The 18664-nt window shown below is 34.2% G+C and carries 23 protein-coding genes and 1 pseudogene; 14 read left to right on the forward strand and 10 right to left on the reverse strand.

The features are described from left to right. Window positions 1-116: 116 nt before the first annotated feature. Window positions 117-644, reverse strand: coding sequence for a GNAT family N-acetyltransferase (locus ACIQLB_RS16530; RefSeq protein WP_400727962.1), 528 nt, complete (start codon window positions 642-644; stop codon window positions 117-119). 817 nt (window positions 645-1461) lie between these two features. On the opposite strand from ACIQLB_RS16530, the gene ACIQLB_RS16535 reads away from it, so the two are divergent. Further along, the gene (locus ACIQLB_RS16535; protein WP_400727965.1) at window positions 1462-1596 is read left to right on the forward strand and encodes a hypothetical protein; all 135 of its coding nucleotides are present in this window, start codon (window positions 1462-1464) and stop codon (window positions 1594-1596) included. Between the two features lie 371 nt (window positions 1597-1967). On the opposite strand, the gene ACIQLB_RS16540 is transcribed toward ACIQLB_RS16535, so the two are convergent. Further along, window positions 1968-2441: a GNAT family N-acetyltransferase gene (locus ACIQLB_RS16540; RefSeq protein ID WP_400727968.1), complete on the reverse strand. Its 474-nt coding sequence runs from the start codon at window positions 2439-2441 to the stop codon at window positions 1968-1970. 280 nt (window positions 2442-2721) lie between these two features. Here ACIQLB_RS16540 and ACIQLB_RS16545 point away from each other — a divergent pair. The 4 genes and pseudogenes from ACIQLB_RS16545 to ACIQLB_RS16560 all read left to right on the forward strand — a co-directional run. Then, a pseudogene (locus tag ACIQLB_RS16545) lies at window positions 2722-2937 on the forward strand (VOC family protein); the annotation flags it as partial. 118 nt (window positions 2938-3055) lie between these two features. Further along, window positions 3056-3421 (forward strand): DUF2089 domain-containing protein, encoded by a 366-nt coding sequence (locus ACIQLB_RS16550; RefSeq protein WP_400727970.1) that lies wholly within the window; start codon window positions 3056-3058, stop codon window positions 3419-3421. A gap of 13 nt (window positions 3422-3434) precedes the next feature. Then, complete coding sequence (locus tag ACIQLB_RS16555; protein ID WP_400727973.1) at window positions 3435-3824, forward strand: SHOCT-like domain-containing protein; 390 nt, start codon at window positions 3435-3437, stop codon at window positions 3822-3824. Window positions 3825-3834: 10 nt separating this feature from the next. Next, the gene (locus ACIQLB_RS16560; protein ID WP_400727975.1) at window positions 3835-4116 is read left to right on the forward strand and encodes a hypothetical protein; all 282 of its coding nucleotides are present in this window, start codon (window positions 3835-3837) and stop codon (window positions 4114-4116) included. Window positions 4117-4291: 175 nt separating this feature from the next. Here the strand turns inward: ACIQLB_RS16560 and gdh are convergent, their stop codons facing one another. Continuing rightward, a complete protein-coding gene (gene gdh / locus ACIQLB_RS16565) occupies window positions 4292-5077 on the reverse strand; it encodes a glucose 1-dehydrogenase (protein ID WP_400727978.1) in 786 nt (261 codons plus the stop codon). Window positions 5078-5092: 15 nt separating this feature from the next. Beyond that, entirely contained in the window at window positions 5093-5950 is an 858-nt protein-coding gene (locus ACIQLB_RS16570) for a RhaT/GlcU family sugar-proton symporter (RefSeq protein ID WP_400727981.1), read from the reverse strand. A gap of 508 nt (window positions 5951-6458) precedes the next feature. Here ACIQLB_RS16570 and ACIQLB_RS16575 point away from each other — a divergent pair. Beyond that, window positions 6459-6611 (forward strand): YjcZ family sporulation protein, encoded by a 153-nt coding sequence (locus ACIQLB_RS16575; RefSeq protein WP_400727984.1) that lies wholly within the window; start codon window positions 6459-6461, stop codon window positions 6609-6611. Window positions 6612-7135: 524 nt separating this feature from the next. On the opposite strand, the gene ACIQLB_RS16580 is transcribed toward ACIQLB_RS16575, so the two are convergent. Beyond that, the gene (locus ACIQLB_RS16580) at window positions 7136-7378 is read right to left on the reverse strand and encodes a hypothetical protein (protein ID WP_400727986.1); all 243 of its coding nucleotides are present in this window, start codon (window positions 7376-7378) and stop codon (window positions 7136-7138) included. A 362-nt stretch (window positions 7379-7740) separates the two neighbouring features. Between ACIQLB_RS16580 and ACIQLB_RS16585 the strand changes: the two genes are divergently transcribed. Then, the gene (locus tag ACIQLB_RS16585) at window positions 7741-7884 is read left to right on the forward strand and encodes a hypothetical protein (protein ID WP_400727988.1); all 144 of its coding nucleotides are present in this window, start codon (window positions 7741-7743) and stop codon (window positions 7882-7884) included. A gap of 236 nt (window positions 7885-8120) precedes the next feature. Then, window positions 8121-8339, forward strand: a complete 219-nt coding sequence (locus ACIQLB_RS16590) for a GNAT family N-acetyltransferase (protein WP_400728327.1) — start codon at window positions 8121-8123, stop codon at window positions 8337-8339. Between the two features lie 135 nt (window positions 8340-8474). Here ACIQLB_RS16590 and ACIQLB_RS16595 read toward each other — a convergent pair whose 3' ends face one another. Next, the gene (locus ACIQLB_RS16595) at window positions 8475-9128 is read right to left on the reverse strand and encodes a DUF2306 domain-containing protein (protein ID WP_400727991.1); all 654 of its coding nucleotides are present in this window, start codon (window positions 9126-9128) and stop codon (window positions 8475-8477) included. Window positions 9129-9616: 488 nt separating this feature from the next. Between ACIQLB_RS16595 and ACIQLB_RS16600 the strand changes: the two genes are divergently transcribed. Beyond that, entirely contained in the window at window positions 9617-10027 is a 411-nt protein-coding gene (locus ACIQLB_RS16600; protein WP_400727993.1) for a GNAT family N-acetyltransferase, read from the forward strand. Window positions 10028-10498: 471 nt separating this feature from the next. Here the strand turns inward: ACIQLB_RS16600 and ACIQLB_RS16605 are convergent, their stop codons facing one another. Together ACIQLB_RS16605 and ACIQLB_RS16610 are read right to left on the reverse strand one after the other, a co-directional pair. Then, window positions 10499-10804, reverse strand: coding sequence for a hypothetical protein (locus tag ACIQLB_RS16605; protein WP_400727996.1), 306 nt, complete (start codon window positions 10802-10804; stop codon window positions 10499-10501). A 219-nt stretch (window positions 10805-11023) separates the two neighbouring features. Continuing rightward, window positions 11024-11911, reverse strand: coding sequence for a DMT family transporter (locus ACIQLB_RS16610; protein WP_400727999.1), 888 nt, complete (start codon window positions 11909-11911; stop codon window positions 11024-11026). Between the two features lie 506 nt (window positions 11912-12417). Between ACIQLB_RS16610 and ACIQLB_RS16615 the strand changes: the two genes are divergently transcribed. Genes ACIQLB_RS16615 through ACIQLB_RS16625 form a run of 3 tightly spaced genes read left to right on the forward strand, consistent with a single transcriptional unit; the run spans window position 12418 to window position 14371 of the window. After that, window positions 12418-12786, forward strand: a complete 369-nt coding sequence (locus ACIQLB_RS16615) for a GntR family transcriptional regulator (RefSeq protein WP_400728002.1) — start codon at window positions 12418-12420, stop codon at window positions 12784-12786. Further along, complete coding sequence (locus ACIQLB_RS16620) at window positions 12783-13646, forward strand: ATP-binding cassette domain-containing protein (RefSeq protein WP_400728005.1); 864 nt, start codon at window positions 12783-12785, stop codon at window positions 13644-13646. The genes ACIQLB_RS16615 and ACIQLB_RS16620 overlap by 4 nt, the downstream gene beginning before the upstream one ends. Before the next feature lie 2 nt (window positions 13647-13648). Further along, on the forward strand, window positions 13649-14371 hold the full coding sequence (locus tag ACIQLB_RS16625) for a hypothetical protein (protein ID WP_400728008.1): 723 nt from the start codon (window positions 13649-13651) through the stop codon (window positions 14369-14371). 186 nt (window positions 14372-14557) lie between these two features. Here ACIQLB_RS16625 and deoD read toward each other — a convergent pair whose 3' ends face one another. Both deoD and ACIQLB_RS16635 read right to left on the reverse strand, forming a co-directional pair. Then, the gene (deoD, locus tag ACIQLB_RS16630) at window positions 14558-15265 is read right to left on the reverse strand and encodes a purine-nucleoside phosphorylase (RefSeq protein WP_400728011.1); all 708 of its coding nucleotides are present in this window, start codon (window positions 15263-15265) and stop codon (window positions 14558-14560) included. Between the two features lie 113 nt (window positions 15266-15378). Then, window positions 15379-15597 carry a YozE family protein gene (locus ACIQLB_RS16635; protein ID WP_400728014.1) on the reverse strand — a complete coding sequence of 73 codons (219 nt, stop codon included), beginning with the start codon at window positions 15595-15597 and terminating at the stop codon, window positions 15379-15381. Window positions 15598-15856: 259 nt separating this feature from the next. On the opposite strand from ACIQLB_RS16635, the gene ACIQLB_RS16640 reads away from it, so the two are divergent. Beyond that, window positions 15857-17695 carry a methyl-accepting chemotaxis protein gene (locus tag ACIQLB_RS16640; protein ID WP_400728017.1) on the forward strand — a complete coding sequence of 613 codons (1839 nt, stop codon included), beginning with the start codon at window positions 15857-15859 and terminating at the stop codon, window positions 17693-17695. Between the two features lie 173 nt (window positions 17696-17868). Next, on the forward strand, window positions 17869-18615 hold the full coding sequence (locus tag ACIQLB_RS16645) for a formylglycine-generating enzyme family protein (RefSeq protein ID WP_400728020.1): 747 nt from the start codon (window positions 17869-17871) through the stop codon (window positions 18613-18615). Window positions 18616-18664: the final 49 nt, after the last annotated feature.

The raw sequence follows: 18664 nt of genomic DNA on the forward strand, positions 1-18664 counted from the left end.
TTTGAATACCTGGACCTGCTGTGTGTATGTAACTTACTTACATATAATCAGTAATCTCGGAACAATTTCTGAAAAATACTTCCTACTGTCCCAAGAAGACAATTAAACGATGATCTTTAGTGTTTAATTAGAGAAAAAATATTAGTGTCATACGCAACACCGTTTTGGTGCATATAATTTTTTAATATTCCTTCTTTTTCAAAACCTAACTTTGTTAATAGCATGTTTGAAGCTTCATTTTCGGTAAAAACAATTGCTCCTATACGCATTAAATCCATTTCTTGAAAGCCAAATGATAGTACTCTATTTACGGCCTCCTTTGCATACCCTTTTCCCCAGCTCTCAGGAAAAAGTGCATAGCTGATGTCAGCTCTTTTATGCTCAGTGGACCACTCTTGAAAACCAATAGTACCGATAATACCTTCTTGCCCTTTTAATGTAATTCCCCATTTAATTCCACGTTTTTCATCATAATTCTTTGAAAAATTTTTAATTATTTGTTTAACCTGCTCTATACTTGTTAATGGATTCTGCCCATAATGGCGTAATACATCTGCATTAGAAAAGCAATTTAAAATATCTTGGGCGTCATATTCAGTAAGTTCTCTTAACACTAATCGTTCAGTATCTAAAATAGGAAACAACTTCTTCACTCCACTTCCAAATTAGGTATATGTTAGATTCTATATTAAAAGCGTGTGAGTTACATCACTTATTTTTTTATTATTGGAAACAAAAAGTTTATTCAACACATTAAATAGAGAATGGTAGACTAGCTTCATCACGTTAATAGTCTTATTTCAAACTTTTAGACGGTATATTTTGTAATATAATGGTCTTCATTCCAAACAGCTTATCTATATGACATACGTTTTAACAAAATGTCATCCCAACTTGCAGTGATGAAACAATTTATCATAAATTCAGGATTTAATCCCTCCATACATAAGGTAATTGGCCCTGAGTTCTTTACTTAGTACAACATACTATAAAGATAAAAAGGAAGTTTCATGTGTTTGTGTTTGTGGTTGTGGTTGTAATATTAATTTGCCACAACCATTGTTCCAATAGCACCTTATTCTCTATTTCATCAATGATCTAGTGCGCACCTGAAGGCAGGTCTTAAAAAAATTGTAGCTATCAGTCATTACTTGTGGCGCTTGATTATATGGGACTTGTCGAAGTGGGAAATACCGCATTCGAACGTTTAGAAATTAATTTCAAATGTTCGAAAAGGAAAACTATGTAGAAATAGATGCCTGTAAATGTGAACCACACTTTGAAATAACATTAGAAAATCGACATTAATCCCGTCTTCTCATTGCCCATAGCTGTATTTTATCAATAAAAAGGAAATGTATTATAAAGGATGTGGCATATTGTAACAACCTTTAGTAAAATGTATTACTTTTCCTTTCTTCAAATAATCCTGCTATAAATTTTTATAAGGAGGGGATTGTTTTGAGTTATCCATCTAATGGACTAAATACACCAGGTACAAATTTTGCCTTTGCTATTGTTTTATTCGTTCTATTGATTATTGCCGGTCTTGGCTTGTTTTATTTATTAAGAACTTTAGTATGGACCGGTGTGTAGTAATATCCTAAATGCTCAGAATATAGTCTGTTGAACTACTTATTAACTTGTTTTTGGAAAACAAATTGGTCACCTTAATTTAAGTAGTGTAGTATAGTTTTAATTAATCAAAGCATTAAAACGGGCTGAATTTGACGCTATGTTTGGCTCCATTCTAGGGCTTGCGTAGTATATTAACGGAAGTCCTTTTTTCATGTTTTTACATACTCATATTCACTCTTAAATCCGAAGTATGTTTTTTACTTTTCCCTGATATTATCCTAACTATATAAATGGTTTTATGACAATCCAATAAATATCCTCATACTTAATCGCCTTTTAATTAGTTTATTTAACGATCTACTCAAATAATTATTTAAAATTGATACCCCTTAAATATCTAATTTCATTTTTCTACTTACGCTTTTCATATCAAAATGTTTATAAAAATCAACTGCTTTCTTATTAAATTCCCAAACATTTAATTCGACTGTGTCGACTTCCTTTTCTTTAGACCAAGTTATACAAGCATTAAATAGCATTTTTCCAATTCCTTTTCTTTGTAAATCTGCTTTTACACCAAAATCGTGTATGTAAGCATATTTCCGTTGAACAAGCGACTCAAAAGGTGGAGTAGCCTCAACACTTATGACTGCGAAACCCACTACAATTTCATCTTCCTTCGCAATTAGAACCTCACTCTCTTCGTTGTTCAATAATTCTTTATAATAGGATTCGGGCATTACAGACTCCACACTTTTAAATATCGTTGGTTCCTCCATCACATGCTCTTCATGCCCTTCTTTTACAATCTCATTTACAACAAAATAATCTTCCTCTGCTGCGATAAAAATCTCGATTGTCATCATTTTAACCTCCTCACGCTAATCGCCTATTTTTATGCTTACTAAATATCAGGATATTCTCCCCCATATTATACAAACAAATAAGAGGTTGTGGAATAATACACCAATTTTGTATTATCTTTCTAAGAATCTTATTATTCATGAATATAGTTGTTCTATAGATCTGCTTTTCAACAAAAAATTGGACAAGTAAAGGTCATAAAAACGTGATAGTACAAGGGAAAATGGAATTTTTAGCGAATTAATCTTATATTTACTAATATTCATATTTGGAGGTAGAATTTATGAATCCTATAAAGTCGGAACAATTTTTATTCCTGTTAGTAGTATTGAAAAATCACGAAATTGGTACTGTGACATATTAGGGTTACCAGCAGATGGTGAGATATTATTTGGTCATTTATTTATAATACCTATGAATGGAACGGGAATTGTATTAGATAGCAAGATTTATTCAGAGGAAAATAAATTCAAAACCCCAAAGCGGACTATTAATAATATTAAACAACGAATTAACATTATTGATTTTTTAAATAAAAAATTTTAATTTTCATTATTTACATTTCCGATTCCTCATTATATAATCGAATCAACTAAAAGGAAGGGATTTCATTATGGCTTATAAAGTAATCACAAATTGTCCTGTCTGCAGTAAAACATTAAAAATTACAAAGTTACAGTGCTCTCATTGTCACACTACGATTGAAAATGAGTTTGAATTATCTAAGATAGCATCCTTATCAAAGGATCAGCTTCATTTTGTGGAAGTATTTTTAACATGTAGAGGGAATATCAAAGAAGTTGAAAAAGAACTAGGGATTTCGTATCCAACGGTTCGAGGCAAGCTAACAGACATCATTTCATCCCTTGGCTATGTGCAGAAGAAGAAAAATGAAGTAGACGAGAAAAATGTTGTCACCATGTTGGAAAATGGCGAAATTACACCAGAAGAAGCGATTAAGCTCTTAAAAGAGGAATAGGGAGGAATTTATCATGAAAGAGGAAATTTCAAGAGTGTTAACAATGGTTCAAGAAGGAAAGATTGATGCTGAAAAGGCATCAGAGCTGATTCAAGTATTAAAAGAGAAAGAAGAAACAGCTAAAAAGCTTTCTGAAGAGCCGACTAAATATTTAGATAAAACATTAAAAATTCGTGTTGTCTCAGCTGAAAATGATAACGTCACGGTCAATTTGCCTTTAAAACTTGTCAAGGTAGTATTAATGGCTGGACACAGCATCGCAGCGAGTATTCCTCAATCGGAAAAATACGTTAAAGATATAGACATAAACCTTATTATTGAAGCAATCGAAAACGAATTAGATGGCCAAATTGTTGATATTAAATCGGCAAACGGGGATACCGTTTCGGTCATCATTGAATAGTGATTCGCTTATGATGCATGTAAAAGTGAAAGCAAAAGACGTTCGGTTTACAATCCCAATTCCATATGCTTTTTTAAACATCGCTATTTCAATTTTGTCTTCAAATTTTTTACAGAAACATGTAAACAAATGGACAAAAGAGCAGTTCGAAAGAAAAAATCTGGACTTTACTTTTCTGCTAATAGAGAAAAAAACGCTAAAGCCTATTGTCAAGGAACTGAGAAATTATAAGGGCATCGTGCTAGTAGATGTCAAAGCTAAGGACGGCACTGAGGTTAAGGTTAGACTATAGCTGATGATAGAATACACCGACCGCTAACTGATATTTTGTAGAAAAAGCCTAATTTCCAACTTGCAATAACTAGAAAATTAATAGAAGCTCAAACAAGCATAACCCCGTTCTAAATTAGGACGGGGTTAAAAATATGATGAAAAATGAATCCTAGTATTAGCTAACACCTACTTACTTACCCACGACCAGCTTGGAATTCAGGATATAAAGTCATTCCACCATCCGCAAATAGAGTAATTCCTGTCACATAACTAGCCTGTGATGAAGCTAGCCATACTGCGACTGCGGCAATTTCCTCTGGTTTTCCGATATACCCCATCGGGACCATGCTTTCCACATCTGCACGTTTTGCTGGATCTGCAAATTTCTCAGCATTTATAGGCGTATTGATCGCTCCAGGTCCGATGTTATTAACACGAATTCCTTTTGGAGCATATTCTAACGCTAATGTTTCTGTCATTAACTTAATGCCCCCTTTACTAGCGGCATAATGCACGAATAAAGGCCAAGGAATTTTCTCATGAACACTGGACATATTGATAACAGTACCTTTAATATCGTTCTCCACGAAGTATTTAATCGCTTCTCGACTTCCTAAAAACGCACCTGTTAAATTTGTATTGATGACTCTATTCCAATCGCTTAACGGCATTTCATGAGAAGCTACTGGATTTTCTATACCCGCATTATTAATCATTACATCGAGTGTCCCAAACTCTTTTATAGCTGTTTGAACGAGATTGATGACATCCGCTTCAACTGTAACATCACCTTGTACAGCAATGGCCTCCCCACCGGCTTTTTTAACCTCTTCCACTACAGCATTTACATCCGCTTCATTGGAACGATAATTTATCACTACTTTCGCTTTTTCTGCTGCGAAACGCATGCCCATTGCTTTACCTAGTCCAGTTGCAGCACCTGTAATTACAACAACTTTTCCTTCTAAATCCGGATACATACAAGGCCCTCCTTTTTATCTTTTCGCAATCCCTAACATAATCCCAGCAGCTACTATAAAAACAATCCCAATGATAATTGCTATGAATTGCTTTTTTGTTTTTTTCTCACCTAATATAAAAATTCCACCTAAAGTAGCAATGACTATCCCCATTTGGGAAAGAGAAAAACTCGTTGCGACCCCTACACGAGGCTGAGATATAAATAAAAACATGTTTCCGGCAGCCCAGATTAAACCCGGTATAATATTACGAATCGCATATTTATTAAATGGTTTATGCTTAAACGTTAATAAAACCCCACCTATTACCATCCCGATTGCTTGTGGCAATAATGCAGACCATCCACTTACATTAAATAAGCGTATAATAACCACATATACTAAATATCCAAAAGTAGAAACAAGTAAAATTAAAATTCCTTTTTTCAAATTGCTTCCGTGTTCTTCTTGTTTCTCTTCTGGATTAGGTAGTGATGTGAGAACAATACCAATGATGATACTAATAAGTGCAAGAACACCTAATATAACCGACATTGTTGTCGACCATTCATGAAACACGATCACGCCAAATAAAGTTGTTGATACCAATTGTAGCCCTGTCGAAATGGGCATTGTTTTGGAAACCCCTATTAAATCAATACTTTTCAATTGGTTTACCTGACCTAATGCCCAAAAAAGACCTGATACAATTCCGACTCCAAACACTATAGGAGATAACTCGGGCTTTACAAAAAAGTAAATACCTATAGAGAAAATAAGTGCACCAAATGTTGTTCCCAGTACTTGGCTGTAGGGTCCACCACCGAGCTTGACGTTAAATAATACAATACTTCCCCAAAAGAGAGCTGGTAATAACGCTAGGATGATATCCATTTTTTAAACCTTTCACCTCTCTAAATGCTTTATCTGATTCTAATTAGTCACTCGATACAAAACATCCATAATACTTTTTTATGATGCACTAAAGGAAATTTTTTATACTTTTAGTTTAAAATCACTTTTTGAATTTCTTATGTAGAACTTTCACTTTCGTAACACAAAAAAATAACCAAGACGGCATTTAAGCTATCTTGGTCCTTCCTATTTTAAATCACCGATTGAAGGTGAACTATTTATAATTTTAAATTCTTTACTAAGACATTCCACTCTACAAAAGTAGTAATCTCTTCATAATATATATTAAGCTAATCTTTTAGCTACACCGCCTTGAATTGTTACTAAGGGTCACTTCCATACGGTGGCCCTTTTTTATTTCTCTAAGTACGTTAAGGTATTAATTATATTCCAAAATTTCTAATTCTAAGGTACTTTTTGTTGGATAAATACCTTTCCCACTTTCTATAACGATACATATTATAGGTATAGAAAGGAGGAATATTTCATGGGATGCTTCGGAAATGTAGGCAATTACAACAACAATTGTTGCTACGGAGGTTATAGCTATGGAGGTGGCAATAACGGTTCAACATTTGTTCTAATTGTTGTTCTGTTCATTCTTTTAATTATTGTCGGCGCTACTTTCATAAAATACTAATAAACAGGGTGAAATATTTTAGCCTAACACCTGTTCATTCAAGGTCACTTCCACAGAGTGACCTTTTTCAACTCTATTTATTACATAGCCCTTTAAAAAATGACTTTGCCCTATAATCTAGCCTCTTTAAATTTTCCAACAAAACATCCAATGAAAGCTTATCATAAACTAGTGCTAACAAATATTCATTCTCTATATTTTATTTATAAATATTGTCGGCACTAGCCTCATGCTATTCATACATAATATTCAATACCACACTTTGAGGCTCATTTATAGGGTAAACTAAGTTATCCCTACCTCCAAAAATTATTAGCAAGGATCATTTTCCTCCTATGACCCCTTCTATATATAAGCCTTCATGAACAATAGTCGCTTCTGGATATTGTAAGTTTTAATTTAGTCATCTTTTTACACTTTTATAAGATAAAGCATGCCATTTGTTCCCGGTTATAATAATTATTTATATGAACTGGAACGACCGACTTTTATAAAGACATTGTCGTTTCTTTTTTAAAGGTATATTAGTAATAGCGTGGGTTCGTATGTTGGTGATGGTGGTGGTGCGGATGGCGATGATGTGATGGATGTGATGGATATGATGTATGTGTTGGGTAGTAATGCATTGGGTAGTAATGATGGGTTGGATAGTGATGGGTTGGATAGTGTTGAGTCGGATAAAAATGAGTTGGAGAAGTTACCGGGTAATATGGATGTCTCCCACCTTGTTGTCCTCCATGGCCACCATGCCCGTAATCGTATCGCATAATTTTTCCTCCTTTCGATTTCGATATAGGTTATGCTATAAAAGCAATAACAGTCTACGCAAATGCCCATAAGCTAGTCAAATTGCCCCCTCTTCACACCTACAAACAAAAGAACAATCACCATTCCAACTATTTTTCCTTTGTTCAATCTAATACGTATAAATTGAGCAGGTTTATTTCATTGTTTAAGTTTGTTATAAAACATAATGGATGTTTTATTAGTTCCTGAAATTGGAAATAAAGGAATTTGGCACATTAACTTCGAATATTAAAGATGTACAAGTCTTTGTGAAAAACATCTGACAGATAAACAAATTCAACTGACAAAATTGAGTTTTTGATTTAGTAAAAGGGAGATTTTAATGAATATAGTGATCAAAAGAACCAGTGAAATTGAAGCTCCAATTCTTTTAGAAATACAGAAAGAAGCATTTGAAGATGATTTTAGAAAGTATGAAGACCACGATACAAGTCCAGTAAATGAACCGATTGAACGATTACTTTGAAAAATTGAACTCTTTATACACTATACCATATGGCACAATAATGAGATTATTGGGGGTATAGATGTGCGTGATTTAAAAGATAACAAATATCGAATCAATGATGCCTCGGCATAATTGCGTCCGGAATCGGCTTTGTGCTTGCACAAAGAACTCCTTTCCGATTCCTGTGACATCCGCCGGAGGCTTTAACTTCTTTCAGCGGATGTTTGAACACCCGCTGAAAGAAGTTAAACAGAATATTCATATCAAAAAAATATCAAAACAAAGGACTTGGTAGCCAGATAATGAAATTGGTAGAAGGAGAATTTCCTTTAGCAGTTGAATGGGTTTTAGATACACCACATTTAAATAGTAGAAATCATCACTTCTACGAAAAAATTGGCTATAAAAAAATCGGTCAACATCAAATAAACGAAAAGCTTATTTTAATTGATTATACAAAAAAGATTAAATAATATTAGATTATGTAAAAATAGTAAATGCGCTATTTAATATTAAAACGACTGTCTGTAATTCAGTTTATGATAGTGAGAGTATATAACAAACAAAAATGACTACTCATCACAGAGTAGTCCATTTTTGTTTGTTTTTTAAAATTGTAAATTCGCATTTTCCTGACGCTTCATCATATTAGATTTTCGTTGTATAAACCATTCTGCAACGATTAAATTGGGTACCCAACATAACCAGGCGATTATAGAGTAGCTAAGATTAAAATGTTCAAATCCAAATAGTACAGTAAACAAAACTAGCCAAATTCTTAATGTGACAGCTGCAAAGGTTAAAGAATAATTTCTTATCATCCACTTTTGATGATCAAGAACTTTTTTATATTTAATTTTAGCAAGAGCTTGAAATGCGGTTATCAGCCAAAATATAGATAAGAAACCAAACCCCAACTGAGACACCAATCCTCCAGTAGCATAAAAGGCTAAATAAAGCCCTGAAACACTGCCTAATAAAATACCTATCATATAGATTTTCCCCATTATACGATGACGTTTAATATTTTTTTCTCTAAACCTCGAAAATAATGTAAAGGGACCAATGACTAAAGCCACTATACCAAATAGGATATGCAAATAAAGCATTATGTACCAAAACGAACTCAATGTTGAATTTAACATAAGCTTCAATTTAACAAACCCTGCTTGATGCGCATCCATGAAAAAATATTGAACAACGGAATAACCAGATATTAAAATAGCTAAACAAATCAATATAAGCCAAGTTTTTTTATGCACCTTTCTACCTCCTAAATTTTATTGTCGGATTTTACTTTCTTCTTACATAAAAGAATCCCCATACTACTTCTAAACCTATATGCTGTTTGATTTGTGCTTATTTGTTTTTTATGATTTCTTTCCTGTTCATACTGTAACATTTAATTTCACGACTTCTCCTTTCCATCTAATAAGTGGTAAAAAAATGTGTGTAAGAGGTTTTATATTTTTAATGAAATTTGAACCATATAGAATCTTTTGATATTTCTTAGATTTGCCATACCTTCTCCCCCCTACAATACCATAAATTGGGTCGGTTTATTGTTCTAACTTTCATTGAAAGAATGATCATAAGTAGAATACAAAAATTGTAAAGTTGATATATATTTCGAATTTTAGTATAATTCAATTAATTATTTAAGAACGTGGAAGTAGTTTGAAAGGAGGTATAAGGCAGTGGATAAATTACGTTTACACTCTTCAAAATAAAATTTTGAGGAGGAAGTAAAATGACAATTGTATTTAAAGAAGAAAAGTATATTGATATGAACGATTTAAAAGCACTATATGAGGATGTAGAATGGTATGCCTATACAAAGGATTTAGACCAATTACAGCAAGCATTGTTAAACTCTATCTATGTATTATCTGCATGGGAAAATGATCAATTAATTGGTTTAACAAGAGTTGTAGGTGATGGTCTTACAATCCTTTATATACAGGATATTTTAGTATTGAATAGCCATCAAAATCGAGGCATCGCGACTGATATGATGAATCATATTTTAGAAAAATATAAAGATGTTCGTCAAAAGGTTCTTTTAACAGAAGAAGCACCTGATGTCCGTCATTTTTATGAAAAGAATGGTTTCCAATCTTGTGACAAAGGAACACTTGTAGCTTTTGCAAAAATGAATTAATGATGTGCGAATGATACACTTTTAATCCGACGAAACAATAAATGAATTTTGATATATCCAATATTCTAGAGGCTGGGACAAAAGTGTTTCAGCCAACAAAAATACCGAACTATCCAATGAAACGCTCATGAAGTGTTTCGGAATAGTTCGGTTTTTCTATTTATCGTGTTTTGTTAATTTAGAGATTATTCGGCTTTATGAAGGAACCATTTAGTTATGTCCCAGCCTCTTTGTTATCTACCACATGTTCATAGGGACGCCCCATTTGTACATAGCTTTGTATCCCTCTGAAAAGCCAATACTTGAAGACCGAAAGAGCAAACACTAGAATGATTTTGCTTATCAATATCGCTTACCTGTTATCACCTGTCATGGCTTCTATCACATTTTTGCTTCTTACTTGCTGTCTATAGGAAACACCTACCCACGAACAAAAGGCTCAGGTCAGTAACATTACATAGTACTATTATATTACTCAACTAATTCAACAGTAAGTGTAGTAATTACCATTGGTGCTGTATATTGGACTGTTCCATCATAACCGACTTTTACCTTATCACCAACCTTAAATGTTTCGTCGGGATTCTTCGCTAGATTTACATAAATAATTCCGTAAACCGCATCATTTTCAGCTTTAGTTACATAAACAAAAGCTGCCCGATCGTTTATCACCTCTTCAATCACACCTACAAAAGTTGCTTTAACTTCACTTTTACACATAAACAATAAACAACAGCATATAAGAACTATAAATAGCAAACTAAATGCCTTCTTCAAAATATAATCCCCCTAAATCTTACGTTTGTCCTTCAGATCCATAATACCTCATTCCATTCAAATATTTCCATTTACACATGGCATATAGAGCCAATGGAAGGAAACTGGACGTGCCTGTTAGCTTTGTTCTCCACAGAAGATGCAGATAACAAATACAAAAACCACCCATTTCTGAGCGGTCTACTGTAATCTGATTTAATTTGTACCCATTGTTTTGAATCACGTTTGTTTAATTCTACGGGGAATTCTAAATCCTAAAGCTATAGCTGCACCTATACAGCTAGATAGACATCCTATTATCAAATAAATTGAAAGCGGTGATTCTCCAATTAGAACAGAGGCTAAACCTCCAATTACCGGAAATAAAGCGACCATGTACCCGCTTTTGGCAGCACCTATTCTTTCAACAAGCTTTAAATAAAATAGCCATGCTAGGAAAGAGGCTATCAATGTTAAGTACAATAAAGCTGTTATGTATGTTATGGATGTAGGAATGACAATCTTTTGTCCTTGTAACAAGACAATGATTGACATTAAAATACTTCCTACAGTAAAACCAATAGCATTAGAATAAATAGGGTCAATCTTTACTCTGGCGTTCCTTGCAGAACTTGCATCACCAATTGCTGTAAGCACTGTACCTAAAAGAGCAATCATTATGCCTTTTAAAACAGAAAAGCTAGAAAAATTACTTAAAGAAGGATAAATGAGAACACAAACACCAAACACCCCTAGAAGTCCGCCCAATAATACACGAGGATGTAGTTGCTCTTTTAAGAATATACGAAGAGCTAGCGGCGTCAATATCACTTTTAATGAAAAGATTAATGTGACAATTGCTGCTGAGCTTAATATCGTTGCGTAATATAGGCATAAATAACTTAAAGCAAAGTTACATACACCAAACACAATGATAAACGGTATATCTTTCCTTATAGGTACTCCTTTTGGCTTAAGAAACAATACTAGGGCAATAAATAAAAATGCAGTAATAACTAGCCGATAAGTCAAGGATAATTCTAAGCTTACTGGCGTTCCTTGAATTTTCACTGCAATAAAATTAAGCCCCCACACTATTAAACAAAACACATACATTAGATTAGTCACTGTATTTACTATACCTTCTGTCGTTCTTTAATTAACGAAAGATCTAAAGAGAATATTCATTAGTTCTAGGAAAGAATTCTCTCCACTTGCAATCATCGCCTAATACATAATATCATCGCCTATCAAGTTTGTAAAAAGGTTTTTCCATAACCTGCCTTAACTTTGTAGATTTCTGAAAGCAATAAAATCTAGCCATTTTATGTTCTTATTCATTTTCCAAAGTCATTTAAAATCTCTTCATTACTAAAAACTTGTCCCCTACTTTGTAGATTGCAATACTCTAAACCTGTTCAAGTGAAAAACACTGATCCATTCAAATTATTGAATAGATCAGTGTTTTGTGCGTAATCGACACATCCTATTTTTCAGAAAAAAATCTTAAAGAAACCATGTATTGAACAAATACCTATTTACAAAATTAAACAATCATTGTACAGTTGGTTACACAAGTATACAACCATACAATCAACATGAGCAAAACTGAGGCAAAGAAAGGAGTGTTCTTGTTGAAGCCAATATTAGATGATTCACTACCCATCTTTCAGCAAATTGCACAAATCGTAATAAACGACATTGTTGAAGGACACTTAAAAGAAGGAGAAAAAGTTCCATCTGAAAATGAACTATCAAATTTTTATAACATCAACAGGGCAACTGTAAGAAAAGGACTACAGACTTTGGTCGATGAAGAAATCATATATAAAAAACGTGGGATTGGGATGTTTGTTATGGAAGGAGCTAAAACAAAATTATTAGACGAAAGGAAAAAACAGTATCGAAATGAATATATATTGCCACTCCTAGAAGAAGCAAAGCGATTGGGAATGAGTGTTGTGACAGTAGTGAAATTAATAAAAGAGGAGGAGAAAAATTGATTCGAGTTGAGAATGTAACCTATGGATACGGTGAGGAATCAATACTTAAGGATATTTCTTTCAAAGAAAAGGAAAATGGGATTACCGCAGTTTGGGGGCGAAATGGAGCTGGAAAAACGACACTTATGAAACTTCTTGCTGGGCATGACAAGCCAAAGAAAGGAATTGTTGAGATCATGGGAACGGCCCCCTATAATCGCGCAGAGGTTGTTCAATCTGTATGTTATATGCAAGAGGATCATCCATTTAGTTCCATCTGGAATGTAAAGGATTCTTTGCGATTTGGACAGTATTATTATTCTAATTGGAATATGGATATGGCTAATCGACTCTTAAAGATCTTTAGGCTGGATGAAAAGAAGAAAATATCAAAGTTATCAAAAGGGATGAAATCTGCTTTACAGTTTATCATTGGAATTTCTAGCAATGCGAAAATCACGATTCTGGATGAACCTAGTAATGGATTAGACGCAAATATGCGGAAGAAAATGTATAAAATTATACGAGAAAGTCAGGAACAGCATCCAAGATTGTTTTTAGTGTCTACCCATCATATTGAAGAAATTCAACAGATCTGTGATTCAATTCTTGTTATTCATGATAAAGAAGTATTCATACATGAACCGATAGATGAAATTAGAGAATGCGGAATCTGGTTGGTAGGTGACAAAAATAAGATCGAAAAAGTGACGGATGGACAATATGTAATAGAAGCAAGTGAATTAGGATCTAGGTTAAAAGTGATGGTTGATGTACCTTTTAACGAAAAATGGAAAGAAATTGCATCTTTACATGGACTATCAATCGAAAAAGTAAAATTACAAGATTATTTGTTAAATAAGACTGAGGAGGCCGAATAAGGATGAATTCTTTATATGGAACATTTCGTTTAGTCTCAGAGGAGGCCTTATTTTATTTAGGTAAATTAATGTTTCTCTACATTACTATTCCGTTGACGGTGTTGTGGGTCCTTATTGGCTATATATTTGGGCTTGGAGATGATGTAGTTGCCTCAATTTCAGGTCCCGCTTATGTCTTCATTGCATTATTTGGAATAAATGGATATAGATCAATGTATCCAGTTGCGGTTGGGATGGGAAGTACGAGGGTACAATTGCTCAAAGTCTATTATGGTGTGGGTATTTTAGCAGTTGTTATAAGCATTATATTGCTAAATGTATTGCAATATATTTTAAAAACTTTATATCTTCACTGGGAAATCGGAGCGAACATTTTACATCCTGGATTATTTTTAATAGATGGATATCATTTCTTTGCTTATTTATGGATTGATCTTATGTTTGGACTCTTTTTGTTCGGGGTGTCTTTTCTACTATATAGCATTAACTTTCGTTTAGGAATGCAGAAAAGTATCATTATTCTTATGTTGTTGTCAGTTATTTTCATGGTTTTATATTATGGTAACTATTTAAGCGTTAGTATGGAATGGTTTTCAGGATTAGATTTAGATGCTTCGGGAATGACATTGATGACTTTATTAGGCTTATGTAGTGTTGGAGCATTATTATTATCATATCCTATTATGCGAAATGCTCCGTTAAAACCAAAGTCTAGAAAGGATTAAACTGGTAATGTTAATTTCAATATTTGCTCACTTAAGAAATGATAAAAACAGCCTGCAAATCACATGATAGATGCACACTATTGATAGACTGCAAAAAGATAAGGCGAGTGACCTTTTCGATGACCTATGAAAATCACTTTGGTCTCTTTTGGTCTCTCGCCTTATTTTGACAAAGCCTTGATACCCTTACTCTTGGATTGCTGCTTCTAACGCTACAACGATCATATCATTGAATGTAGTTTGACGTTCTTCTGATGTTGTTACTTCACCAGTTAGAATGTGGTCACTTACTGTTAGGATAGAAAGTGCTTTACGACCGTATTTTGCAGCTAATGTGTAAAGTGCTGCAGATTCCATTTCTACAGCAAGTACGCCGTATTGAGCTAATTTTTCGTTTTGGTGCTCATCAGAATAGAACAAATCTGCTGTGAAGATATTACCTACTTGTAAGTTTAAATCAGCATCTTTACCTGCATTGTATGCTTTTAATAATAAATCAAAGTCAGAGATTGGTGCGAAGTCGATAGCGCCACCCCAAATGATTTGGTTCATACGTGTATCAGATGTTGCTGCTTGCGCTAAAATTACGTCACGAACTTTTACATCTTTTTGAATTGCACCACAAGTACCTACGCGGATTAATTTTTGAACATCATATTCTTGCATTAATTCTGTAGCGTAAATCGAGATTGAAGGCACGCCCATACCAGTACCTTGTACAGAAATACGTTTACCTTTGTACGTACCTGTATAACCAAACATATTACGGACTTCGTTATAGCAAGTAACATCTTCTAAAAACGTTTCAGCAATATACTTTGCACGTAATGGATCTCCTGGAAGTAAAATTGTGTCAGCGATTTCGCCTTTTTTTGCATTAATATGAATACTCATACTGCAATCCCTCTTTTCTGTCAGTTATCACTATAAATAATACTGTGTTTCTCATATTTTCGCAATGCTAGACGTCTAGCAACTTAAAATAAATTATCTTGTTTCAACTTATATCATGCTTGATCTACATATAATGCCCACAACTCATCAAATACTTCTATTTTCAAGTTGTCAGTAGCATATGATTCAACATATGAAGAAAGCTCATCAAAGTCTGTGCTCTGCTTCGGAAAATTATGTTCGTGGAACATTCCCTCCGCAAATCGCACCTTCGAGTCTGACCAATCCCCGCCTCTGAATGTTAGTACATACAAATAAAAGCTCTTTTTCATTCTTGAAATCCCCTCTTTATTCTTCTGCTTTCCGCTAGTTTATCAAAAAATACCTTCTTCGTCACAAAAATATCTATTAAGCATTTTCTCCTACTTTTATTAATAGAACAATTTTCGTGAGTTCCTTAGACTTTCGTCACAGAAAAATAATATGCACGTTTTGTCTGAAAAATGAAAATTATTAGAAAAAACGATAGAAATACCTAGAAAATTAAGGTAAAATTTAAATCAACTATTCAAAAATAGGAAGGTGATGGCGATGAAAAACTCTCATAAATCCAGGAACTCCGTACAGAAACGCCCGTCTCTCTTTAAAACTAGCTTTTCAAAAAAGAAAGCAAATAAAGTACAAGACGATAGGCATAATCTCCCTCCTACTAAAGAAAAACGACAACGTTTTTACCATTTAATTCGAGGCAAAGTGCTTATTATATTTTCTCTCATTATTGTTATTAATGGCACAATGGGTTTATTATCGTATATCAATATACAGAACCTGCAAAGACAAATGAAGGATTTTACTGAGAAAAACGTTCAGGAACAATTAACTGTCAACCAACTTGCGTATGAAATTGCGAGGCTCACTAATTTAGAACAAGCCTATTTAATTACCGGGAACGGGAGCTTTGCTACTTCATATAATATGAAAATTGATTCCATCGATAAAAAAATAAAATCCTTAGAAGAACAGTTTACAAAAAGAGAACTAGAATTAGGTCATATACTGGCGATCGATCAATATTATAAAAATTACCTTGAATACTCTAAAAAGGTCATGACAATGCGTGATGAACTTGGTCTCGAACAAGCTCGTAAACTCGTGATTGGCGGTACTGGAGAAACAATGAAGGTGTATATTGATAAAAATATCGAGTCCATTAATTCGGTTATGGATGATGCTAACAAAGCAAAATTAGATAAGCTTAACAAGCAAGTAACACTATCTATTACTTCTTTCTTCTTCATTTCAATACTTGGATTTATTGCAATTATTATTTTTGGTTATATGTTATTTAAATCACTAAGAAACAATACAAAGGCTATTAACCATTCCATTCTCGATATTGCACAGGCTGGTGGCGATTTGACCCGACGTGTTCAAGTTCGTAATCATGATGAATTCTCAACTATTGCCGCTTCAACCAATACGCTTATTGATTCTATATCTAATTTGATTAAACGTGTCAGTAATCTGGCGGACCATGTTTCAAGCAGTAGCCAGGAGCTAATGTCATTAGCCGATGAAAATGCCCATACAATACAGAATATTGCAGATGCTACAGCAGATATCGCGAGTGATAGTGAGAATACCATTTCCAGTATGACTAGCGCGCAACAAAAAATGAGTGATCTTGAGCATTCTGTACACCAGTTAAATGAGCAAGCAAATGCTGTTCAGCGTGCATCATTGGCTATGCAGCAAGCGGCTGATGAAGGCAGTCGCTCCGTTCAACAATCTTCAATAGTCATACAATCTATAGAAGAAACGATGGCCTCTACGACTACCACAGTCGAAGCACTTGGTCGAAAATCCGCCGACATCACATCTATTATCGGCACAATTACTGCTATTTCAGAGCAAACAAATTTACTGGCCCTAAATGCGGCAATTGAGGCAGCACGCGCTGGTGATCACGGACGAGGCTTTGCGGTTGTCGCTGATGAAGTTCGAAAGCTTGCTGTGCAATCACAAAATGCCGCAAACGAAGTAACATCCATTGTAACGTCCATTCAAGACGAAGTAACATCCATCATCTCTCAAAACCACGAGGGTGTATCGTCCGTTATTCGTGGCGTTGAAGTAACGAATGAAACAAATCAATCTTTAACCAATATTTTAACGCATACGAAAGAAACGACGACAATTATCGCGACTATGGTGGAGAAAATTGCTTTAACACTTGATTATAGCAATGCTGTAGCGAATGATTTTGTCCATGTGAATGCCTATGCTGAACAATCAGCTACCAACACAGTCACTTCTGCTGCTGCGGCAACTCAAGGATCTGCATCCATGCAGGAAATTAATGCCGCTGCCACAGAGCTTGCTCAACAAGCCGATAGTCTGCGAAATCTTGTCAGTGAATTTAAAGTTTAAAGTGTCTCAGAATCACTACTAGTGTAGTTTAAAAAATAATAAAATCTTTTAAAAGATGTTCATTATTAATGGAGCAGATACATGATCTGGCGTCAAAGAATGAGCATTTTAAAATAATTCATTCATGGCGATCGTAGTGTTTAAAAACAATAGGTTCAGATTTGGAGAGGACAATGTTAACGAATTTAAATCATTACTTAAAAGAATTAATGGTGTATATTCCTGAAGGAGAAATTCGCCTACGAGATTTTCGAAACGAGCAAAAATGGATTAGTTCAAACTATAAATTTGGAATGCCGGGTATAAGAAAAAATTTAAAGGAAGTTAATTGGAATGTTGAGATACAGCCATTTTATCTTGCCAAATATACTGTGACAGAAGAACTTTATGCGATGATTATGGGGAAGGAATTTTTAACAACAATAAATGATCGAAAACCAATTGTTAATGTTTCATGGATAGAGGCAGTAAATTTTTGTAATTCATTGTCTGACGCTCTCGGCTATGACAAGTTTTATGATTGTGATCAGAAAAGTAAATCAGTTGTCTGCAATCATAGTTCAAATGGATTTCGATTACCGACAGATGCTGAATGGCAATATGCATGTCAAGCAAAATCAAATGGATATCGGTATGGCGAAATTGATGAAATCGCTTGGTATAAAGACAATTCTAACGAACATGTACACAATGTTGGAGCAAAAATGCCTAATGAATGGGGCTTGCACGACATGATAGGAAATGTTTGGGAGTGGTGCTGGGACTTATACGATGAAGAGATATTTGGCAATTACCGAATAATTCGAGGAGGAAGTTGGGCAGAGGAAGAACGTGGATGTGGAGCTACCTGTCGCCGTAAGAGTATGCCTGGTTTCTTTATTGATGATATCGGATTTAGAATTGCTAGGTCGATCATTTAATATTTATTAAATTGTGATGGATATAGGTCGTATTTTAACAGATTAAATT

This window comes from Lysinibacillus sp. NPDC092081, from assembly GCF_044755845.1.
In the GTDB taxonomy this organism is placed as follows: domain Bacteria; phylum Bacillota; class Bacilli; order Bacillales_A; family Planococcaceae; genus Lysinibacillus.